The 18,158-nt window shown below is 73.8% G+C and carries 21 protein-coding genes; 3 read left to right on the top strand and 18 right to left on the bottom strand.

Going from position 1 to position 18,158, the window contains the following annotated elements; genetic code table 11:
- Positions 1-422, top strand: a 422-nt coding sequence (locus QP089_RS37785) for a DUF4129 domain-containing protein (protein ID WP_353070668.1), incomplete at its 5' end; no start/stop codon positions are given.
- A gap of 95 nt (positions 423-517) precedes the next feature.
- Here QP089_RS37785 and QP089_RS37780 read toward each other — a convergent pair.
- The 6 genes from QP089_RS37780 to QP089_RS37755 form a co-directional block, all read right to left on the bottom strand.
- Entirely contained in the window at positions 518-907 is a 390-nt protein-coding gene (locus tag QP089_RS37780; RefSeq protein ID WP_285918562.1) for an SCO2097 family morphological protein, read from the bottom strand.
- Between the two features lie 147 nt (positions 908-1,054).
- Positions 1,055-2,320: a DNA polymerase IV gene (locus QP089_RS37775; RefSeq protein ID WP_285918561.1), complete on the bottom strand. Its 1,266-nt coding sequence runs from the start codon at positions 2,318-2,320 to the stop codon at positions 1,055-1,057.
- Positions 2,321-2,341: 21 nt separating this feature from the next.
- Positions 2,342-3,127 (bottom strand): methyltransferase domain-containing protein, encoded by a 786-nt coding sequence (locus QP089_RS37770; protein ID WP_285918559.1) that lies wholly within the window; start codon positions 3,125-3,127, stop codon positions 2,342-2,344.
- A gap of 56 nt (positions 3,128-3,183) precedes the next feature.
- A complete protein-coding gene (gene nusB / locus QP089_RS37765) occupies positions 3,184-3,600 on the bottom strand; it encodes a transcription antitermination factor NusB (RefSeq protein ID WP_285918556.1) in 417 nt (138 codons plus the stop codon).
- Position 3,601: 1 nt separating this feature from the next.
- Complete coding sequence (gene efp / locus QP089_RS37760) at positions 3,602-4,159, bottom strand: elongation factor P (protein ID WP_285918554.1); 558 nt, start codon at positions 4,157-4,159, stop codon at positions 3,602-3,604.
- 40 nt (positions 4,160-4,199) lie between these two features.
- Positions 4,200-5,306: a M24 family metallopeptidase gene (locus QP089_RS37755; protein ID WP_285918553.1), complete on the bottom strand. Its 1,107-nt coding sequence runs from the start codon at positions 5,304-5,306 to the stop codon at positions 4,200-4,202.
- Positions 5,307-5,476: 170 nt separating this feature from the next.
- Between QP089_RS37755 and QP089_RS37750 the strand changes: the two genes are divergently transcribed.
- Positions 5,477-6,982: a flavin monoamine oxidase family protein gene (locus tag QP089_RS37750; protein WP_285918551.1), complete on the top strand. Its 1,506-nt coding sequence runs from the start codon at positions 5,477-5,479 to the stop codon at positions 6,980-6,982.
- 81 nt (positions 6,983-7,063) lie between these two features.
- Here QP089_RS37750 and QP089_RS37745 read toward each other — a convergent pair whose 3' ends face one another.
- The 3 genes from QP089_RS37745 to QP089_RS37735 all read right to left on the bottom strand — a co-directional run bounded on the left by QP089_RS37745 (position 7,064) and on the right by QP089_RS37735 (position 9,373).
- Positions 7,064-8,113 carry an LLM class F420-dependent oxidoreductase gene (locus tag QP089_RS37745; RefSeq protein ID WP_285918550.1) on the bottom strand — a complete coding sequence of 350 codons (1,050 nt, stop codon included), beginning with the start codon at positions 8,111-8,113 and terminating at the stop codon, positions 7,064-7,066.
- A 106-nt stretch (positions 8,114-8,219) separates the two neighbouring features.
- Positions 8,220-8,885: an enoyl-CoA hydratase/isomerase family protein gene (locus QP089_RS37740; protein WP_285918549.1), complete on the bottom strand. Its 666-nt coding sequence runs from the start codon at positions 8,883-8,885 to the stop codon at positions 8,220-8,222.
- Positions 8,886-8,917: 32 nt separating this feature from the next.
- Entirely contained in the window at positions 8,918-9,373 is a 456-nt protein-coding gene (locus QP089_RS37735) for a PaaI family thioesterase (protein WP_285918547.1), read from the bottom strand.
- A gap of 102 nt (positions 9,374-9,475) precedes the next feature.
- Here QP089_RS37735 and QP089_RS37730 point away from each other — a divergent pair, with 102 nt between their 5' ends.
- Positions 9,476-10,054, top strand: coding sequence for a TetR/AcrR family transcriptional regulator (locus tag QP089_RS37730; RefSeq protein WP_285918545.1), 579 nt, complete (start codon positions 9,476-9,478; stop codon positions 10,052-10,054).
- Positions 10,055-10,182: 128 nt separating this feature from the next.
- Here QP089_RS37730 and aroQ read toward each other — a convergent pair whose 3' ends face one another.
- The 9 genes from aroQ to QP089_RS37685 form a co-directional block, all read right to left on the bottom strand.
- Positions 10,183-10,635, bottom strand: a complete 453-nt coding sequence (aroQ, locus tag QP089_RS37725; protein WP_285918544.1) for a type II 3-dehydroquinate dehydratase — start codon at positions 10,633-10,635, stop codon at positions 10,183-10,185.
- Between the two features lie 85 nt (positions 10,636-10,720).
- Positions 10,721-11,794, bottom strand: a complete 1,074-nt coding sequence (gene aroB / locus QP089_RS37720; protein ID WP_285918543.1) for a 3-dehydroquinate synthase — start codon at positions 11,792-11,794, stop codon at positions 10,721-10,723.
- Entirely contained in the window at positions 11,791-12,303 is a 513-nt protein-coding gene (locus tag QP089_RS37715) for a shikimate kinase (protein ID WP_285918541.1), read from the bottom strand. Before QP089_RS37715 ends, aroB begins: the two co-directional genes overlap by 4 nt.
- Before the next feature lie 29 nt (positions 12,304-12,332).
- Positions 12,333-13,511, bottom strand: a complete 1,179-nt coding sequence (gene aroC / locus QP089_RS37710) for a chorismate synthase (RefSeq protein WP_285918539.1) — start codon at positions 13,509-13,511, stop codon at positions 12,333-12,335.
- 98 nt (positions 13,512-13,609) lie between these two features.
- On the bottom strand, positions 13,610-14,365 hold the full coding sequence (locus QP089_RS37705) for a phytanoyl-CoA dioxygenase family protein (RefSeq protein WP_285918537.1): 756 nt from the start codon (positions 14,363-14,365) through the stop codon (positions 13,610-13,612).
- Between the two features lie 51 nt (positions 14,366-14,416).
- Positions 14,417-15,115 (bottom strand): SseB family protein, encoded by a 699-nt coding sequence (locus tag QP089_RS37700; protein WP_285918536.1) that lies wholly within the window; start codon positions 15,113-15,115, stop codon positions 14,417-14,419.
- Between the two features lie 81 nt (positions 15,116-15,196).
- Positions 15,197-16,303 carry a barbiturase gene (bar, locus tag QP089_RS37695; RefSeq protein ID WP_285918535.1) on the bottom strand — a complete coding sequence of 369 codons (1,107 nt, stop codon included), beginning with the start codon at positions 16,301-16,303 and terminating at the stop codon, positions 15,197-15,199.
- A gap of 133 nt (positions 16,304-16,436) precedes the next feature.
- Positions 16,437-17,579 carry a CU044_5270 family protein gene (locus QP089_RS37690; protein ID WP_285918534.1) on the bottom strand — a complete coding sequence of 381 codons (1,143 nt, stop codon included), beginning with the start codon at positions 17,577-17,579 and terminating at the stop codon, positions 16,437-16,439.
- A 14-nt stretch (positions 17,580-17,593) separates the two neighbouring features.
- Positions 17,594-18,154, bottom strand: a complete 561-nt coding sequence (locus QP089_RS37685; RefSeq protein ID WP_285918533.1) for an RNA polymerase sigma factor — start codon at positions 18,152-18,154, stop codon at positions 17,594-17,596.
- Positions 18,155-18,158 lie beyond the last annotated feature (4 nt).

The following is an 18,158-nucleotide window of genomic DNA, read 5'->3' as shown; positions in this document are numbered from 1 at the left end:
GCCGCGACGCCGGCGGCGGCGCCGCGCACGCGGCGTGGCGGGAGATGCGCGCCGACGCGCTCGACCACGGGCTGGAGTGGCGGCCGAGCGACTCGCCGCGCGCGGCCGCGCGGCGGCTCGGCGAGCTGCTGGAGCTGGACCCGGTCGGCGCCGAGGCGCTCGGCCGGATCGCCCGCGCCGAGGAGCTGGCCCGCTATTCGCGGACCCGGGTCGCCGACCCGCCGGAGCGGCTGCGCGCCGATGTGCGGACCGTCCGGGCGGCGTTCGCCGCGTCCGTCGGCCGCCGCGCGCGGTGGCGGGCCCGGGTCTTCCCGCCGTCGTCGATCGCGCAGGCGCGGTCGGCGCTGCGCGGGGCCGGTTCCCGTACGGCCGACCTGGCCGACCGCCTCAACGACCTCCCGAACCGGCTGCGGCGCCGCTAGGGGCGTCGGGCCCCGCGGCGCCGGTCTCGGTCGGCCGGATGTCGGCTGAGGACGGGAGCGGTCGGCTCAGCGGACGGGGAGGAAGCGCCGCCGGGTCACTCGCCCTCGGTGCGGCGGCGCCAGCGCTCCTCCATCCGCTCCATGAAGCCGGCCTTCGCCGGGCGGGCCTGGCGGCCGCGCCGGGCGGGCTCGTTCCCGATGCCCGTCATCCGCTTCCAGCTCGTCAGAGCCCAGACACAGCAGACCACCATGAGCAGGAAGCCGGCCACGCTGACCGCGATGGTGACCGTTCCGGCGTTGATGACGAGCCCGGCCATCAGGGCGCAGACGCCGACGACGAAGCCGAGGGCGGCCTTGATGATCCGGCGCTTGTAGTGGACCTGGGGGTTGGTCGAGCGGACGGCGTGCGCGAACTTCGGATCCTCGGCGTACAGCGCCTGCTCGATCTGCTCGAGCATGCGCTGTTCGTGCTCAGAGAGCGGCACGGCGCCTCCCAACGACAGCCCCGCGGCGGGGTATCCGATGCGGGACGGGAACGTCAACGGTGATATGCCCAGAATACGAGCACTCACCGGCGTACGAAAGCGAACGGCGGGTCCCGCGCCCCATACCGGTCAGCTCACCGCCTTCTCTCATCGTCTCCCGTCCCTGCCGTCGCGTGCGTCACCGTCGTGCGCGCGCTCGACCAGGGCGGCGGGACGGACGGCTCCGCGGCCGAACCGGTGCGCCACCTGGTCCATCGCGCGCTCGGCCTCACGCCAGCCGCGTTCCGGCTCGTCGAGGGCGAGCTGACGGGGGGCCTCGCCGGCCGGGCCCAGGTTCTCCACCCGCACCCCGACCAGACGGAGTCGTACCCGTTCCAGCCCCGCGCCCTCATACAGTTCGCACGCTGTGACGTAGATCACACGAGCGAGGTCGGTGGGCTCGCGGAGGGTGCGCGCCCGCGTGATCGTCTTGAAGCTCGCCATCCGGAGTTTGACGCTCACCGTCCGTCCGGCGGTTCCGGCCTCGCGCAGCCGCGCGCCGACCTTCTCGGCCAGCCGCAGCAGCTCCCGGCGGATCACCTCCGGGTCGTCGACGTCGGTGTCGAAGGTCTCCTCGGCGCCGATGCTCTTGTCCGGGGTGTGCGGGACGACCTCGCGCGGGTCGCGGCCCCACGCCAGCTCGTGCAGGTGGGTGCCCAGCGCGTTGCCGAGCTCGCGTTGCAGCGTCGTCACCGGGGTCTGCGCGAGCTGCCCGACGGTGCGCAGGCCGAGGCGGGTCAGCGCCTGCTCGGTCCGCTCCCCCACGCCCCACAGGGACGCGACGGGCAGCGGGTGCAGGAAGTCCACGACGCCGTCGGCGGGCACCACCAGCAGCCCGTCCGGCTTGCACCGGGTCGAGGCGAGCTTGGCGACGAACTTGGTGCTGGCAACGCCGACCGAGCAGGTGATGCCCTGCTGCGCGCGGACCTCCTCGCGGATCATCCGGGCGATCTCGGCCGGGCGGCCGAGGCGCCGCAGCGCGCCCCCGACGTCCAGGAAGGCCTCGTCCAGCGACAGGCCCTCCACCAGCGGCGTGACCGACCGGAAGATCTCGAAGACCGCCGCCGACACCCGCCCGTACTTGCCGTGGCTGACCGGCAGCACCACCGCCTGCGGGCACAGCCGCCGCGCCCGCGACATCGGCATCGCCGAGTGCACGCCGAACCGGCGGGCCTCGTAGGACGCGGCGGACACCACCCCGCGCGGCCCCGCGCCGCCCACCACCACCGGACGTCCCCGCAGCTCCGGCCGCTCCAGCAGCTCGACGCTGACGAAGAACGCGTCCATGTCCACGTGCAGGATCGGGCAGCCGGTGTCGTCGGCGGGCGGGCCCGGCTGCGGGCCGGGACGGTGCAGCTGCTGCTTGCGGCTCACGGGACCACTCGGCTCACGGCGCTACCCGGCCGGCTTGTCGGCCACCAGGTGCAGCTGGGTGGCCAGGTCCCGCAGCACCGGGTGGACCGCCGCGACCGACTCCAGGGCGATCAGCGCCTCCGCCGAGCCGGCGTCGCCGTCCAGCAGGCCGCTCGGCACCAGGTCGGCGAAGATCCGCACGCCGTGCAGCTCGGCGACCCGCAGGCCCGCGCCGCGCACCAGCGCCGACAGCGTCTCGCGGGTGAAGCGGCGGGGCATCCGGTCGCCCTCGCCCCACCGGCCCGACACGTCGGTCAGGACCCGCCGCGCGTCGTCGAAGTGCCCGGACAGGGCGCGGTGCAGCGCGGCGGCGACCTGCCCGGCCACCAGCACGCTCACCGACCCGCCCGGCCGGACGGCCCCGGTCAGCGCGGCCATCGCCGCGCCGGGGTCGTCGACGTACTCCAGCACGCTGTGGCACAGCACGAGGTCGGCGGCGTCGGCGCCGAGCAGGTCGGGCAGGTCGACGGCGTCGCCCTGCACGGCGCGGACCGTCACCCCGGACTCGGCGGCGCGGCGCTCCAGCGCGGCGAGCGCGTCGGGGTTGGCGTCCACGACGGTGACCCGGTGGCCGAGCTCGGCCAGCGGCACCGCGAACCCGCCGGTGCCGCCGCCCACGTCGACGACGTCGCTCCGGCCGGTCTCCGGGGCGATGCGGTCGAGGACGGCGCGCAGCGCCTCCCACAGCACCGCGCTGCGCACGCGGCTGCCGCCCCGCACCCGCTTCTGTTGCCGGCCGGCCACGGCCGCTCCGCTAACGTCGTTCATCCCCGCCCACCCTAGCCGCCTTCACCCCGGTGAAGCGCGGGAGACCGCCCCCCGGGCTACAGCGACAGCGACGGCTTGAGTTGCTGGAGGCGGGAGAGCAGGCCGTTGACGAAGCGGGGCGACTCGTCGGTGGACAGCTCGGTCGCCAGCCCGACCGCCTCGCTGACCGCCACGCCGTCCGGCACGTCGTCCAGCCAGAGCAGCTCGAAGGCGCCCATCCGCAGGACGTTGCGGTCGACGACCGGCATCCGCTCCAGCGTCCAGCCGGTCGCGTAGGTGGCGATCAGCTCGTCGATCCGCTCCCGGTGCTCCTGCACGCCCTCGATCAGCCGCACGGCGTGCGGGTACTCCGACAGCTCGTCCTGGTTCGGGCGCCCGCGCGCCGCCAGCACCTCCGTCGGCCGCTCCTCCCGCAGCTCGGCGGCGAACAGGATGTCGAGGGCGAGTTTGCGCGCTTTGGTCCGTGCCGCCATCTCAGCCGCGGCCGAGGTACTCGCCGGAGCGGGTGTCGACCTTGACCTTCTCGCCGGTGGTGATGAACAGCGGCACCTGGATCTGCGCGCCGGTCTCCAGCGTGGCGGGCTTGCTGCCGCCGGTGGAGCGGTCGCCCTGCAGGCCGGGCTCGGTCTCGGTGATCTCCAGCACCACGGCGGCGGGCAGCTCGACGTAGAGCGGGTTCTCGTTGTTGAACGCGATCACGGCGTTCTGCTCGGGCAGCAGGTAGTTCGCGGCGTCCCCGACGACCGTCGCCGGGATGTGCGGCTGGTCGTAGGTCTCGGTGTCCATGAAGACGAAGTCCTCGCCCTCGCGGTAGAGGTACTGCATCTCGCGCTTGTCCACGCTCGCCACGTCGACCTTGGTGCCGGCGTTGAAGGTCTTGTCGACGACCTTGCCCGACAGCACGTTCTTGAGCTTGGTGCGGACGAACGCGCCGCCCTTGCCGGGCTTGACGTGCTGGAACTCGGTGACGGTCCACAGCTGGCCGTCGAGGTTCAGCGTCATGCCGTTCTTGAGGTCGTTCGTCGTCGCCACTGCGTTGTTCTCCCGGTCGCGGCCCGCTCGCTGGTCGGCTTCAGAGTACGAGCAGGTCCTTCGTCGTTGTCGTGAGGAGCTCCGGGCCGCCCGCGCGGACGACCAACGTGTCCTCGATGCGGACTCCGCCCCGGCCCGCCAGGTACACCCCCGGCTCCGCGGTGATCGGAACTCGATCCCTCAGCTTACCGGTCTTGTCGTACCCGAGGAGCGGTGCCTCGTGGATCTCCAGCCCGACGCCGTGCCCGAGCCCGTGGGTGAACGCCTCGCCGTGCCCGGCCGCCTTGATGAGGTCGCGGGCGGCGGCGTCGACGTCCTTGGTCTCGGTGCCGGGGCGGGCGACGGCGATCGAGGCGAGCTGCGCGCGCAGGACCAGGTCGTACAGGTCGCGCTGCCAGCCGGCGGGCTCGCCGATGGCGACGGTGCGGGTCATGTCGGCGTGGTAGCCGCCGTAGCGCGCCCCGAAGTCCATCGTGACCAGGTCGCCGCGCTGCAGCTCGCGGCCGCCGGGGTGGTGGTGCGGGACGGCGCCGTTCGGCCCGGACGCGACGATCGAGTCGAACGCGGGGCCCTCGGCGCCGAGGTCGACCATGGCGCGTTCGAGGGCGATGGCGACGGCCCGTTCGGTGACGCCGGCGCGGACCTGCGGCAGGACGGCCTCGAACGCGCGGTCGGTGATGGCGCACGCCTCCCGCAGCAGGCCGATCTCCTCCTCGTCCTTGATCCGGCGCAGCTCCTCGACGAGGTGGCCGAGGGGGCGCAGCGGGATGTCGGCGGCCTCGCCGAGGCCGGCGTGCCGTTCGACGGTGAGGCCGTGCGCCTCGAAGCCGAGGACGCGGTGCCCGTCGGCGGCGGCCCGGGTGGTGAGCGCCTCGGCCGTCCGGCGCTCCACCAGGGTCTCCAGCTCGGGGCAGACCTCGGCGGCCATCCCGGCGTAGCGGCCGTCGGTGGCCAGCAGCGCCGGGCCGTCCGCGGGGACGAGCAGCGCGGCGTTGGAGCTGTCGAGGCCGGTCAGGTAGCGGACGTTGACGAGCCGGGTGACCAGCAGCGCGCCTGCGCCGGTCCCGGCGACGAGCGCGGCCAGCCGGCGGCGCCGCTCCTCGTGCGCGCTCGCCGGTCGCGTCCCTTCCGCATGCGTCTCCCCCATGGCCAGGACTCTAGAGCACCCGGCCGCGGGGCGGCCCGCCCGTCTCGACGCGGTCACAGAACATGAGAATCGCTCGACTTCCCGGTCGCGGGTGGCCTAGCGTGCGTCCGCGAGTGATCGTTTCATCCCGCCCCGTCCCCCCGCACCGGACGTCCCTGGAGGGATTCCCCGTGACCCGAGTCAGCCGTCGCAGATTGCTCGGAACAGGCGCGCTCACCGCTGCCGGAGCCGTGGTCTCCGCGGCCGCGGCGCCGGCCGCCGCCGCCAGGACCGCCGCCGCCCCGGCGGCCCCCCTGGCCCAGACCGCCACCGCCGACGTGGTGATCGTCGGCGCCGGGCTCTCCGGGCTCGCCGCCGCCCGCGACCTGATCGCCGCCGGCCGGTCCGTGCTCGTCCTGGAGGCCCGCGAGCGGCCCGGCGGCCGGGTCTACGGCATGCCGCTCGGCGACGGCACCACCAGCGAGGGCGGCGCCGAGTTCATCGGCCCGACGCAGGACCGCATCGCCGCGCTCGCCAAGGACATGGGCGTCGGCACCTTCCCCACCTACAACACGGGCAAGAACGTCTACTACCGCAACGGCCAGCGGTCCCTCTACGCCACCGACGGCGTCCTGGGGGCGGTCCCGCCCGACTGGGGCGTGGTCGACCTCGAGGTCGCGCTCCTCAAGCTCGGGAGCATGGCCAAGGACGTCCCGGTCGGGCAGCCGTGGAAGGCCGCCAAGGCCGAGGAGTGGGACGCGCAGACCTTCTACACCTGGTCGCGGTCCAACTCGCTGAGCAGCGGCGCGCGGTTCCTGATGGACGAGTTCATCAGCTCCACGCTGTCGGTGCGCTCGCAGGACGTGTCGCTGCTGTACGTCCTGAACTACATCGCGTCGGCGGGCAACGAGAGCAACCCCGGCACGGTCGACCGGCTCATCGACACCAAGGGCGGCGGGCAGGAGTCCCGGTTCGTCGGCGGGTCGCAGGAGGTGCCCGTCCGGCTCGCCGCCAAGCTCGGCGACGTCATCCGCTACAACACGGCGGTCCGGGCGATCTCGACGGAGGGCGGCGGCGTCACCGTGACCGCCGACGGCCTCACGGTGTCGGCCAAGCGGGTCGTCGTCGCGATGTCCCCCGCGATCGCCGGGAAGATCGACTTCTCGCCGGCGCTGCCCGCGGGCCGCGCGCAGCTGATGCAGCGCTACCCGATGGGGTCGGTCTGCAAGTTCGTCGCCGTCTACGACACCCCGTTCTGGCGGGCGGACGGGCTGACCGGGCAGGCCGTCTCCGACAGCGGCGCGATCGACGCGACGTTCGACAACAGCCCGCCGGACGGGTCGCGCGGCATCATGATGGGCTTCATGAACCAGGCCAACATCCGCAAGCTGGACGGCGCGTCGGCCGACGAGGTGCGGGCCGCGGGCCTGGCCTCGTTCGCGAACTTCTACGGCGACAAGGCCAAGAGCCCGGTGCGGACGGCGTTCCAGCGCTGGGACAACGAGATCTGGAGCGGCGGCGGCCCCGTCGGCATCGCCCCGCCCGGCGTCCTGACCGGCTTCGGCGAGGCGCTGCGCGCGCCGTGCGGGCCGATCCACTGGGCGGGCACCGAGACGTCCGACTACTGGACCGGCTACATGGACGGCGCGGTCCGCTCCGGCGAGCGCGTCGCCAAGGAGGTCCACGCCGCGCTCTGACGCCCGAACCGCGTTCACTTGCGGCGAGTCGTCGTCATGGCAGCGCGCATGGCGACGGCTCGCCGCAAGTCAACGAAGCGGCTAGCCGAGGTCGGCGGCCATCTGCTTGACCTTCTCGATGAGGGCGATGCGGCCCTTGTGGTCGCCGGCGATCGGCGACACGTTCAGCGTCGTGATGCCGGACTCCTTCATCGCGGCGAGCCGCTCGCGGACGTGGCCCTCCGAACCGATCAGCGACATCTTCTCCAGCAGCTCCTGCGGGACCTTCGCGGCGGCCTCGTCCTTCTTGCCGTCCAGGTAGAGGTCCTGGATCTCCTCGGCCTCCTTCTCGAAGCCGTACCGGCGGGCGAGGTCGTTGTAGAAGTTCTTGCCCTTGGCGCCCATGCCGCCGATGTAGAGCGCGGCCATCGGGCGGCCGAACTCCAGGTAGCCCTGCACGTCGTCGCCGATGGCGAGCGCGGCCTGGCCGACGACGTCCAGCTCGCCGAGCGAGGGGTCGCGCTTGGCCTTGCCGGCCGCGAGCGAGGCGCCCCACACGTCGGCGGCCTTCTCCGGCATGTAGAAGATCGGCTCCCAGCCGTCGGCGATCTCGGCGGTCAGCTCGACGTTCTTCGGGCCGATCGCGGCGACCATGACCGGGATGTCCGCGCGCACCGGGTGGTTGATGATCTTGAGGGCCTTGCCGAGCCCGGTGCCCCGCTCGGCGGGCAGCGGCAGCGTGTAGTACTTGCCGTCGTGCTGGACGCGCTCGCGCCGCCACACCTTGCGGCAGATCTCGATGATCTCGCGGGTGCGGCCGAGCGGCGCGGTGTAGGGGACGCCGTGGAAGCCCTCGATGACCTGCGGCCCGGACGCGCCGATGCCGAGCGTGAACCGGCCGTCGGAGACGTAGTCCAGCCCGGCGGCGGTCTGCGCGATCGCGGTCGGCGTCCGCGAGTAGATGTTGAGGATGCCGGACCCGATCTCCAGCCGCTCGGTCTTGGCCGCGATGTAGCCCATCTGGCTCACCGCGTCGAAGCTGTACGCCTCCGGCACGTAGACGATGTCGAGGCCGGCCTTCTCGAAGTCGGCCAGCTCGTCGACGGTCTCCTTGAAGCCGCCCGCGTAGTTGAGCCCCATCCCGATGCGCATCCGGCGTCCCTTCCGTAAAACCGAATCAGATTCCAGTCGAACGTAACCTACTCCGCGCCGCCCGCCGGGGCGAGGGCCCGCCGCCCCGCCCGGGGCCCGCGCCCGTTCACCCCAGTGCCGGGCCGCGCAGCGCCTGCAGCGCCGGCCGGTACAGGTCGGCGCGGATCTTGCCGACCACCGTGCCGTCCTTGCCGGCGAGCGACCGGGCCAGCTCCAGCGCGGCGGGCAGCACGCCCGCCTCGTCCGCGGTCCGCTGCACGATCCCGGCCGCCATCGCCTGGTCCGCGGTGTACCGGCGGCCCGTGATCATCGCCTCGTGCGCCGTCCGCCGCGGCAGCCGCGCCTCGATCAGCGCGTTCATCCCGGGCGTGAACGACATGCCGAGGTCGACCTCGGGCAGGCAGAAGTAGCCGCGGTCGGTCCGCATGACGGCGAAGTCGTGGGCGAGCGCCAGCATGCCGCCGCCCGCGAACGCGTGCCCGTTCAGCGCGGCGACCGTCGGCATCGGCAGCTCCAGCAGCCGCGCGTACAGGGCGTGGACGCGGCCCAGGTACGGCGCGAACTCGTCGCCGTGGGCGCCGAGCCAGTCCAGGTCGAGGCCGTTGGAGTAGAACTTGCCGGTCCCGGTGGTGACCAGGGCGCCGGGCCCCTCGTTCTTCTCCAGGGCGTCGAGCGCGCCCTCGACGGCGCTGAGGAAGTCGGGGCTGAACCGGTTCTCGCCGGCGTCGAAGCGCAGGATGTGGACGTCGCCGTCGCGCTGCAGGTCGATCACGCTGGTCTCCTTCGTCGGTGCCTGAGCAGACCCTACTGGCCGGTAGCCGGCGGGAAGATCATGCAGGTCGTGGTGCCGTGCGCGACGAGCTTGCCGTCCTGGTTCACGATCCGCCCCTCGGCGGTCGCGACCTTCCGTCCGACATGGACCGTTGTTCCCTCGCAGGTCAGCCTGCCACCCTCCAGCGGCACCGCACGGACGAAGTTGACCTTCAGCTCCAGCGTCGTGTAGCCGGCGCCTTCGGGCAGCGACGTGTGCACCGCGCAGCCCATCGCCGAGTCCAGCAGCGTGGACAGCACCCCGCCGTGCACGGTGCCGAGCGGGTTGCTGAAGTCGGTGCGGGGTTCCAGCGAGAAGACAACCCGTCCCGGCTCCAGTTCCTCGGCCGCCATGCCGAGCAGCGCGCCGATCCCGTACCCCTCCTCGGCGCCCTTGTTGATCAGCGCCTTCAACTGCTCGAGGCCCGCCATGGTCGCCGTGCCCGCCATGGTCCGCTCCCTTCCAGGTATGACGTCCGTCATAAGCACCGTTGTGTATGACGACCGTCATGGTCAATGCGAGAAGCTTATGATGAATGTCATAATCGGGGCATGGGGACCGACAGCCGGGAACGCATGGTGCGCAGCGCCGCCTACCTCTTCCGCGAGCGCGGCTACAGCGGCACCGGGTTCCGCGACGTCATCGCGCACAGCGGCGCGCCGCGCGGGTCGATCTACCACCACTTCCCGGACGGCAAGGCGCAGCTCGCCGAGGAGGCCGTCCGCTACGCCGGGGAGTTCCTCAACGCCGGCATCCTCGCCGCGACCGAGGGCGGCGACGCCGCGTCCGCCGTGGACGCCTTCGTCGGCTGGTGGCGGCAGGTGCTGATCAAGAGCGAGTTCCGCGCCGGCTGCCCGATCGTCGCCGTCACCGTCGAGAGCCACGACGACGCGCCGCAGTTGGCCGCCGCCGCGGCGGCGGCCTTCGACCGCTGGCAGGACACCCTCGCCACCGGCCTCGGCAACGCCGGCGTCCCCGACGACCGCGCCGCCCGCCTGGCCCGCCTCATCGTCGCCGCCGTCGAGGGCGCCACGATCCTGTGCCGCGCCCACCGCGACGTCGCCCCCCTCGACGACGTCGTCGCCGAGCTCAAGGACATGACCAGGAACGCCGTCCAGGACGACCTCTAGGCGGAGCCCTCCGCTCCGCCGGCGCTCCGCTCCGGGCACCGCGTGGAGGCGCCGCCTCGTGCGGTGAGGGTCACCGCTCGGGCGGGCGGGCGAGTGCGGGCGGTGCCTTGTGCGGTGAGGGCCGGGGGTTAGTGGGGGGCGGGGGTTTCGGCGAGGAGTTCGGCGACGGCCTGGAGGGCGAGGACGTAGGACATCATGCCGAAGCCGGCGATGGTGCCGGTGGCGACGGCCGCGACGACGGAGTTGTGGCGGAACTCCTCGCGGGCGGCCGGGTTGCTGATGTGCACCTCGATGAGCGGCGCGGTGCGCTGGGCGAGGGCGTCGCGCAGCGCGTAGGAGTAGTGCGTGAAGGCGGCCGGGTTGAGGACGATCGGCATGCGCGCGTCCGCGGCCTCGTGCACCCAGCGGACGAGCTCGGCCTCGTCGTCGGTCTGCCGGACGTCGACGTCGAGGCCCAGGCGGCGGCCGGTGTCGCGGCAGAGGACGGCGAGGTCCTCGAACGTGGTCGACCCGTACACGTCGGGCTCGCGGCTGCCGAGCCGCCCGAGGTTCGGCCCGTTAAGGACGAGCACGTGACTCATCGAACTCTCCTTTCCGGGGGGCGACCCCCGGACCCCCGCAGCGGGGTCGCCCGACGATCCTCGCTCCGCTGGCGCTCCGCTGCGGTCATCGGGCGACCTCCCGGTACGCGGCGGCGAGCAGGTCCTCGTCGGGGCCCTCCAGGCGGCCGGGCTCGGCGAGGCCGTCCAGGACGACGAACCGCAGGGTCGCGCCGCGCGACTTCTTGTCGATCGTCATGGTCTCGCGCAGGCCGGACCAGTCCGCGGCGTAGGAGACGGGCAGGCCGACGGAGGTGAGGACGTCGCGGTGCCGCCGGACGACGTCGGCGGGCAGCCGCCCGGCGAGGCGGGCGAGCTCGGCGGCGTAGACCATCCCGATGGCGACGGCGTGGCCGTGCCGGAACTTGTAGTCCTCGGCCTTCTCGATGGCGTGCGCGAGGGTGTGCCCGTAGTTGAGGATCTCGCGCAGGCCGCTCTCCTTCAGGTCGGCGGAGACCACGCCCGCCTTCACCCGGATCGCGCGTTCGACCAGCTCGCGGGTGTGGGGGCCGGCGGGGGACGCGGCGCCCTCCGGGTCGGCCTCGACCAGGTCGAGGATCGCCGGGTCGGCGATGAACCCGGCCTTGATGATCTCGGCGAGGCCGCTGATGTAGTCCTCGTGCGGCATCGTGACGAGGGTGGCGAGGTCGCACAGCACGCCGGCGGGCGGGTGGAAGGCGCCGACGAGGTTCTTGCCCTCGGGGACGTTGATGCCGGTCTTGCCGCCGACCGCCGCGTCCACCATGCCGAGCAGCGTGGTCGGGACGAGCACCGCCCGCACCCCGCGCAGCCACGACGCCGCCGCGAACCCGGCGAGGTCGGTGGTGGCGCCGCCGCCGACGCCGACGACGACGTCGGTGCGAGTCATCCCGGCGCGGGCGAACGACGACCAGAGCCCGGCGAGCACGCCGACCTCCTTGGCGGCCTCGCCGTCCGGGACGGGCAGCGCGCGCACCGTGTAGCCGGCCTCTTCCAGGGCGCCGCAGACCGGGCGCGCGATCTCGGGGAGGCCCTCGGCGTGCACGACCGCGACCGTCCGGGCGCGGTCGCCGACCATCGCGGGCAGTTCGGCGAGGACGCCCGTCCCGATGACGACGTCGTAGGGGTCGGCGCCGCCGACATGGACCCGCGCGTGCGTCACGCCCCCGCCTCCAGGGCCTTGGCGATCTCCTCGACGATGTCGGCGGGCGCGCGCCCGTCGGTGTCGACGTGCACGGTGCCGAGCCGCTCGTAGATCGGGAGCCGCTCCTCCAGCAGCTTGCGCATCTGGCTGCGCGGGTTCAGCACCAGCAGCGGGCGCGCCGACGCGAGCCCGACCCGCTTGATCGCCTCCGACAGCCCGACCTTGAGGTAGACGACGGTGTGCCCGGCGAGCAGCTCCTGCGTCTCGGCGGTGAGGACGGCGCCGCCGCCCAGGGCCACGACGCCCTCGTGCTCGGCCAGCGCGGCGGCGACGGCGGCGCGCTCCAGCTCGCGGAACCGCTCCTCGCCGTCGTCGATGAAGATCTCGCCGATCGGCTTGCCGGCCACCGCCTCGGTGTCGGCGTCGGTGTCGCGCAGCGCCACGCCGAGCCGCTCGGCGAGGGCGGTGCCGACGGTGGTCTTGCCCGATCCGGGCGGCCCGATCAGGACGGCCTTCGGTCGCGTCATAGCCGGCGTGTCCACTTCACTTGGCAGCGTCACTTGATGGTGAGCGAGGACAGGTATCCCCGCAGGTTGCGGGCGGTCTCCTCGGCGGAGTCGCCACCGAACTTCTCCAGCGCCGCGTCCGCCAGCACCAGCGCGACCATCGCCTCGGCGACGACGCCGGCGGCGGGCACCGCGGTGACGTCGCTGCGCTGGTTGATGGCCTTGGCGGGCTCGCCGGTCCGCACGTCGATGGTGTCGAGCCGGCGCGGGACGGTGGAGATCGGCTTCATCGCGGCGCGGACCCGCAGCACCTCGCCGGTGGTCATGCCGCCCTCGATGCCGCCGGCCCGGTTGGTGCGGCGGCGGATCCCCTCGGGGGTGTTGTCGATCTCGTCGTGCGCCTGCGAGCCGGGGCGCCGCGCGGTGGTGAACCCGTCGCCGACCTCGACGCCCTTGATCGCCTGGATGCCCATGAGGATGCCGGCGAGCCGCGAGTCGAGCCGCCGGTCCCAGTGGACGTGGCTGCCGAGGCCCGGCGGCAGGCCGTAGGCGAGCACCTCCACGACGCCGCCGACGGTGTCGCCGGCCTTCTTCATCTCGTCGATGTGCGCGACCATCGCGGCGGACGCGCCGGCGTCGTAGCAGCGGACCGGGCTCTCGTCGACGGCGGCGAGGTCGTCCGGGCCGGGCAGCACCCCGGCGGGCGCCTCGACCTCGCCGAGCGCGATCACGTGGCTCAGCACGTCCACGCCGAGCGCCTGCTTCAGGAACGCCCTGGCGACGGTGCCGAGCGCGACCCGCGCCGCCGTCTCCCGCGCGCTCGCCCGCTCCAGGACGGGCCGCGCGTCGTCGAAGCCGTACTTCTGGATGCCGACGAGGTCGGCGTGGCCGGGGCGCGGCTGCGACAGCGGCGCGTTCCGCGCCTGCGCGGCGAGGACGTCGGGGTCCACGGGGTCGGCCGCCATGACCGTCTCCCACTTGGGCCACTCGGTGTTGCCGACCTGGATCGCGACCGGCCCGCCGAGCGTCACCCCGTGCCGGACGCCGCCGAGGATCGTCACCTGGTCCTGCTCGAACTTCATCCGGGCGCCCCGCCCATGGCCGAGCCGCCGGCGGCGCAGGTCCTCGGCGATGTCCCCCGAGGTCACGCGCACGCCGGCCGGCAGCCCCTCCACGATCGCGGTCAGGGCCTGGCCATGGGACTCCCCCGCGGTCAACCAGCGCAGCATGCGCACGATCCTATTGACTCCGCACCCCCGCCCGTGACGGCGTCCAGCATCTGAGAGGCCAGCCAGGCGATCTCGCGCCCCCGATCACGGCCGGTGCGTCAGCGGCCGAGACCTCGCTGGATCGCCGTCCGCACCGGGGACGTCTCCGGCAGCGGCCCCGATGGGGGCAGCGGCGGCTGCGCCATGAACTTGACCTGCGTGCCGTGGTGCGGCTGGGCCGCGTGCACGAGGAACGGGTGGCAGAGGTACACGTCGCCGGCGCGGCCGGTCGCGAGCGCGACGGGACGGTGCTCGGACGCGGGGACGGCCTTCCCGGCGATTTCCATGAAGCCGAGGCCCGCGTCGCCCGCCGGTTCCAGGATCGGCGGTACGTCCAGGTGGGAGCCGACGCGGATGCGGGTGGGCGCGTCGTCGTCGCCCACGTCCGAGAAGAGGAACAGCATCAGCAGCGCGCGCCCCTTGGACGCGAGGTTCACGCGGTAGCCCATGAAGTCGGACGGGTCGTCGCCTGGGAAGCTCGCGTCGATGTGCCAGCCGTCGTCGCCCGGCTCCTCGTCGCTGGGGAACCGGACCGGGAACGTCCCGAGGCCGCCCGGCGCCTCCCACGCGCCCTTCCCCGCGACCGCGTCGTAGGCGGCGTGCAGGCGCGGCGTGTTCGCGGCGGCCCTGAACGGCGGCTGCCCGTACCCGCCGAGCCGGACGACCGGTCGCGTCCAGGTCGAGCGGTCGTCGGGGTCGCAGCCGGTGTCGCGCCAGAGGATCGCGCGGCACTCGGCGGCCAGCTCCCGGGAGAACGCCCCCTCCACCCGGACGAAGCCGTCCGCGACGAAGGCGTCAAGATCGAACTCGCGCATCGGCCCAGGATGCCGACGGCGCGCCGCCGGGCGCCAGCGGTTTTCCGGCCGTCAGCCGCGCCGGACGACGCTCAGCTCGACGCCGCCGACGATCCGGCCGCGCAGCACCTCGGCGAGCCGGTCCGAGACCCGCTGCACCGTGACGCGCTCGTCGTGCCCGGGCACCACCGCGAACCGGACGGCCAGCTCCGCGGACGTGCCCTCGGTGAGCCGGACCCCGGTGACGGCCTGGTCGTGGCCGAACGCCGCCTCGACGGCGGCGAGCACGTCGGGGTCCTCGTGCGGCGGCGGGACGGGCCGCCCCTCGGCGAGCAGGTGCAGCCGCAGCCCCTCGACCGCGAACGGGACGGGACCCGCCACGTCGACGACCAGCGCGTCCGCGCCCTCGTCGAGGGCGGCGCGGCAGGCGTCGCCGGCGCGGACCGCGACCGGACGGGCGTCGGCGCGCCACGCCTTCATCGTGTCCATGCAGGTGAAACCGAGCACGCCGCGCCGGCCGTCGTCGCCGATCAGCGTGGGCAGCGCCATGTCGCTGGACTTCTCCCGGCGCGGCTCGCCGGGTTCGGTCTCCTCCTCCTCGGTGAGGACGGCGACGATCGGCACGAGCAGCCGGGTGCTCTGCAGCCGCCGCAGCACCGTGTGCTGGCCGACGCGCCCGGCCGCGTATCCGGCGAGGGCCTCGCACAGCCGGGGATCGGCGCCGCCGTCGTCCCCGGGGAACTGGGGTTCGGGAATGGTCAGTCCGGACACGGCAGGAAGGCTATAGCCTCCGGCGAGTGCCGTGGGTACCGATTCGGATACTCTCCGCGATCAAGGTCGCCGGGCGGCGGGTCAGCCCAGGTCGGCGATGGCGGCGACGGTGCCGCCGCCGGACGGGCCCTGGTGCACCGCCGCGACCGACACGAACACCGCCGGGTCGCCGGTGACGGACGCGGCGACGCCGCCGACGCACGCCTTGATCTGCCGGTGCCAGTGCACGTCGGAGTCGTCCAGCATGATGTTGCGGCGTCCCCGCACCGACCCGGACGGGTCCGCCTCGCACTTGACGAACACGTTGACGAGCCGGTCGCCGAGGTCGGACGCGCGTGGCCTCTCGGGCAGGTCGAGGCCGGTCGAGCGGATCGCGTCCCAGATGCCGTCGGCGTCGAGTGCGTCCTTCATCACACCGTGCCCCGCCCGGTACCGGCCGCCGATGCCGCGCACGTTGCCGACGACGACGATCTGCGCCCGGTCCAGTTCGACGCCGGACGAGCACGACGCCACCGAGGAGAACAGCGACAGGTCCTTGTGGATCTGCTCGGCCGACGGCGTCTCGATCTCGCCGAGCGCGACGGCGATGCCGAGCGCGGTGGTCGAGTTGGAGACGTCCATCGACTTGAGGGTGTCCTCGGTGACGACGTCGCGGCCGCGCGACTTGGCGTCGTTGATGGTGTCGAGGGTGAGCAGCGGCGTCTTGGTCTGCACGTAGTGGACGTCGGCGGGGTCGTCGATCCCGGCGGTCTTCATCGCGTCGCGGACGCCCGCGGCGACCGTCTCCACCATCGCCGGACGGCCGATGTCCTCGGGCAGGATCACCTCGCTCATCGCGACGCCGACCGACAGCCGCGGCTCGTCCGACGCGGGCGCGCCCGCCGGGTCGACGGTGGCGAAGACGGTCGCGTGCGGGCTCAGCACCCCGTCGGTGCCGCCCGACCACACCAGCGGGACGCGTGCGACCTCCTCCGCCGGCCGGGTGCCCCTGGCGATCAGCACCTCGCGGAACGCGCGGTCGGCCAGCAGCCGCGTGTAGTCGTTGACGCCGCCGTTGCCCTCGGTCTTCCCGACCACCGCCAGGACCCGGTCGGCCTCCAGCACGCCGTCGTCGATCAGCCGGGCCAGCCCGGACGCGTCGGTCACGCTCTCGATGGGGATCTTGCGGACTTCGATCGGTTCGGGCACGTCATCGCTCCTCGGCTGCTCTGCTGACCGGTCCCTACCCCGGCTCACGGCCCGAACGCTAACCGCGCGGCGGGCGGCGCTCATGGGCGAAACCAGCCCAAGGAGCGCCGCCCGTTCGGCAATCTCCGCCCGGTCAGGGCCGGTCGTCCAGCGAGTCCACCCAGCCCATCGCCTTGTAGGTCATCGACAGGGACGGCGTGCTCCCCGGGCCCCTGAAGTACTCGTCCGCGAGCAGCTCCGCCGTCTTCGGGTCGATGATCAGCCGCCGGTGCCCCGTCCCCTCGGCCCTCGAGACCGCCACGCCCCTGCGGCCCAGCCGGTCGGTCGCCGCGCCTTCCGACCGGATGCCCGGCTGGTCGGCGAGGAGCCGGTACAGCGCCGCCTTCGTGCCCGGCGTGATCGGCCCGGCCAGCAGGTCCTGCGCCGTCCACCAGAGGTAGTCCGCGTAGGAGCCGACGCCGGAGCGCTTGCGCGCGTCGGCGCCGTGGCGGCGGCGCATCTCGGCGCCGAGCGCGTCCGCCGTCACGGGCAGTTTCAGCAGGCCGGCGGTCGTGACCTGCACGTCGCCGATCTGGTAGCGCAGCGGATGGTCATAGTTGCTGACCCCGCCGGGGCCGTAGCTCGAGAGCAGGTCCGGCGAGCCCGCCCGGCGCCAGGCGGCCCGGTCCGCCGGGGTGGGGAAGCTCGTCCGCGCGCCGATCCCGGTGATCGTCCGGGACCGGTCGCGGCCCGTCCGCGACAGCCAGCTCTCCTGCCCCGTGACCAGGGAGTACGCGAACCGGGGTGTGTCGCCGCCCTTCGCCGCGGCGGGCGCCGGCGACTTCGCACCGCGCACCGCCCTGCCCTTCTCCTGGCGCTTGCGCAGGGAGTCCGCCTCCTCCTTGGTGTGGTACTCGGACGTCACCTCGTTCGTGTACCAGTAGCGGCCGGGACGGGCCGGGGCGCGCTCGGCCGTCCGCGCGCTGGCCAGCAGGAACTTGCGCGCGTCGACCGGTGACGACTGTGCGGAGGGCGCGTGGCGTCCCGTGTGGCCGCCGTCCCCGCCGGTGACGGCCACGCCGCCCGCCACGGCGCACGCGGCGGCCGCGACTCCGGCGACGAGCAGCAGCGGACGCCTGCTCCGCCGCGTGACGGCGCGCGGGACGGGCGCGGGCTCGGCGGAGGCTCGCATGATCCGGGCGAGTTCGGCGTCGCGGACCCGGTCGTGCGCGTCGGCGGCCAGCTCGTCCAGCGCGGCGGGCTTCAGCGCCCGGAAGGCGGTGTCGGTGTCGTTCATCTTCTCTCCGGGGATCATCGGGCCGCCTCTCCGGCGACGGGCAGCTCGGAACGGGACGCGCGGACCGGTTCGTCCCCGGCCCCGGCCGCGTCCAGGGCGCGGGCGAGGCGCTTGCGGGCGCGGTGCAGGCGGACGGCGAACGCCGGGGCCGAGCACCCCAGCACGCGCGCGGCCTGCCGGGTGTCCAGGCCGTGCCAGTTGACGAGCGCGAGCACCTCGAGGTCGCGTTCGGGCAGCGCGGCGACGGCGGCGAGCGCGGTCTCGCGCTCCACCACCCGTTCGGCCACGTCCCAGGCGGCGAGGTCGCGGGGCGTGGTGAGCGTCCTGATCCGCTCGGCGAGGTCGCGTCCGCGGCGGCCCCGGTCGCGCTGCTTGTGCAGCAGGTTCCGGGCGACCGCGAGCAGCCACGGCAGCGCCGGGTCGCGGACCTCGTCCAGCCGCCGCCAGGCGATCAGGAACGTCTCCCCCGCGATGTCCTCGGCGGTGTGCGGCTCGGCGTGTGCCAGCGCGTACGCCAGGACGCGCCGGTGGTTCTCGTCGTACAGCCGGGTGAACCGTGTTTCGGGATCATCCACGAGC

Source organism: Actinomadura opuntiae (genome assembly GCF_030283205.1).
GTDB lineage: Bacteria > Actinomycetota > Actinomycetes > Streptosporangiales > Streptosporangiaceae > Spirillospora.
The sequence above is the reverse complement of the archived record's forward strand: the minus strand, read 5'-3'. Positions and strand labels throughout refer to the sequence as shown.

Bases quoted from the DNA above. Each gene is read 5' to 3' on its own strand.
- QP089_RS37730 (WP_285918545.1), top strand. From the start codon at position 9,476: ATGGGGACCGACAGCCGGGAACGCATGGTGCGCAGCGCCGCCTACCTC.
- QP089_RS37770 (WP_285918559.1), bottom strand. From the start codon at position 3,127: ATGAACGACGTTAGCGGAGCGGCCGTGGCCGGCCGGCAACAGAAGCGG.
- aroC (WP_285918539.1), bottom strand. From the start codon at position 13,511: ATGCTGCGCTGGTTGACCGCGGGGGAGTCCCATGGCCAGGCCCTGACC.
- QP089_RS37690 (WP_285918534.1), bottom strand. From the start codon at position 17,579: ATGAACGACACCGACACCGCCTTCCGGGCGCTGAAGCCCGCCGCGCTG.
- aroQ (WP_285918544.1), bottom strand. From the start codon at position 10,635: ATGAGTCACGTGCTCGTCCTTAACGGGCCGAACCTCGGGCGGCTCGGC.
- QP089_RS37745 (WP_285918550.1), bottom strand. From the start codon at position 8,113: ATGCGCATCGGGATGGGGCTCAACTACGCGGGCGGCTTCAAGGAGACC.
- QP089_RS37735 (WP_285918547.1), bottom strand. From the start codon at position 9,373: ATGGCGGGCACGGCGACCATGGCGGGCCTCGAGCAGTTGAAGGCGCTG.
- QP089_RS37715 (WP_285918541.1), bottom strand. From the start codon at position 12,303: ATGACGCGACCGAAGGCCGTCCTGATCGGGCCGCCCGGATCGGGCAAG.
- QP089_RS37755 (WP_285918553.1), bottom strand. From the start codon at position 5,306: ATGGGGGAGACGCATGCGGAAGGGACGCGACCGGCGAGCGCGCACGAG.
- QP089_RS37705 (WP_285918537.1), bottom strand. From the start codon at position 14,365: ATGCGCGAGTTCGATCTTGACGCCTTCGTCGCGGACGGCTTCGTCCGG.
- nusB (WP_285918556.1), bottom strand. From the start codon at position 3,600: ATGGCGGCACGGACCAAAGCGCGCAAACTCGCCCTCGACATCCTGTTC.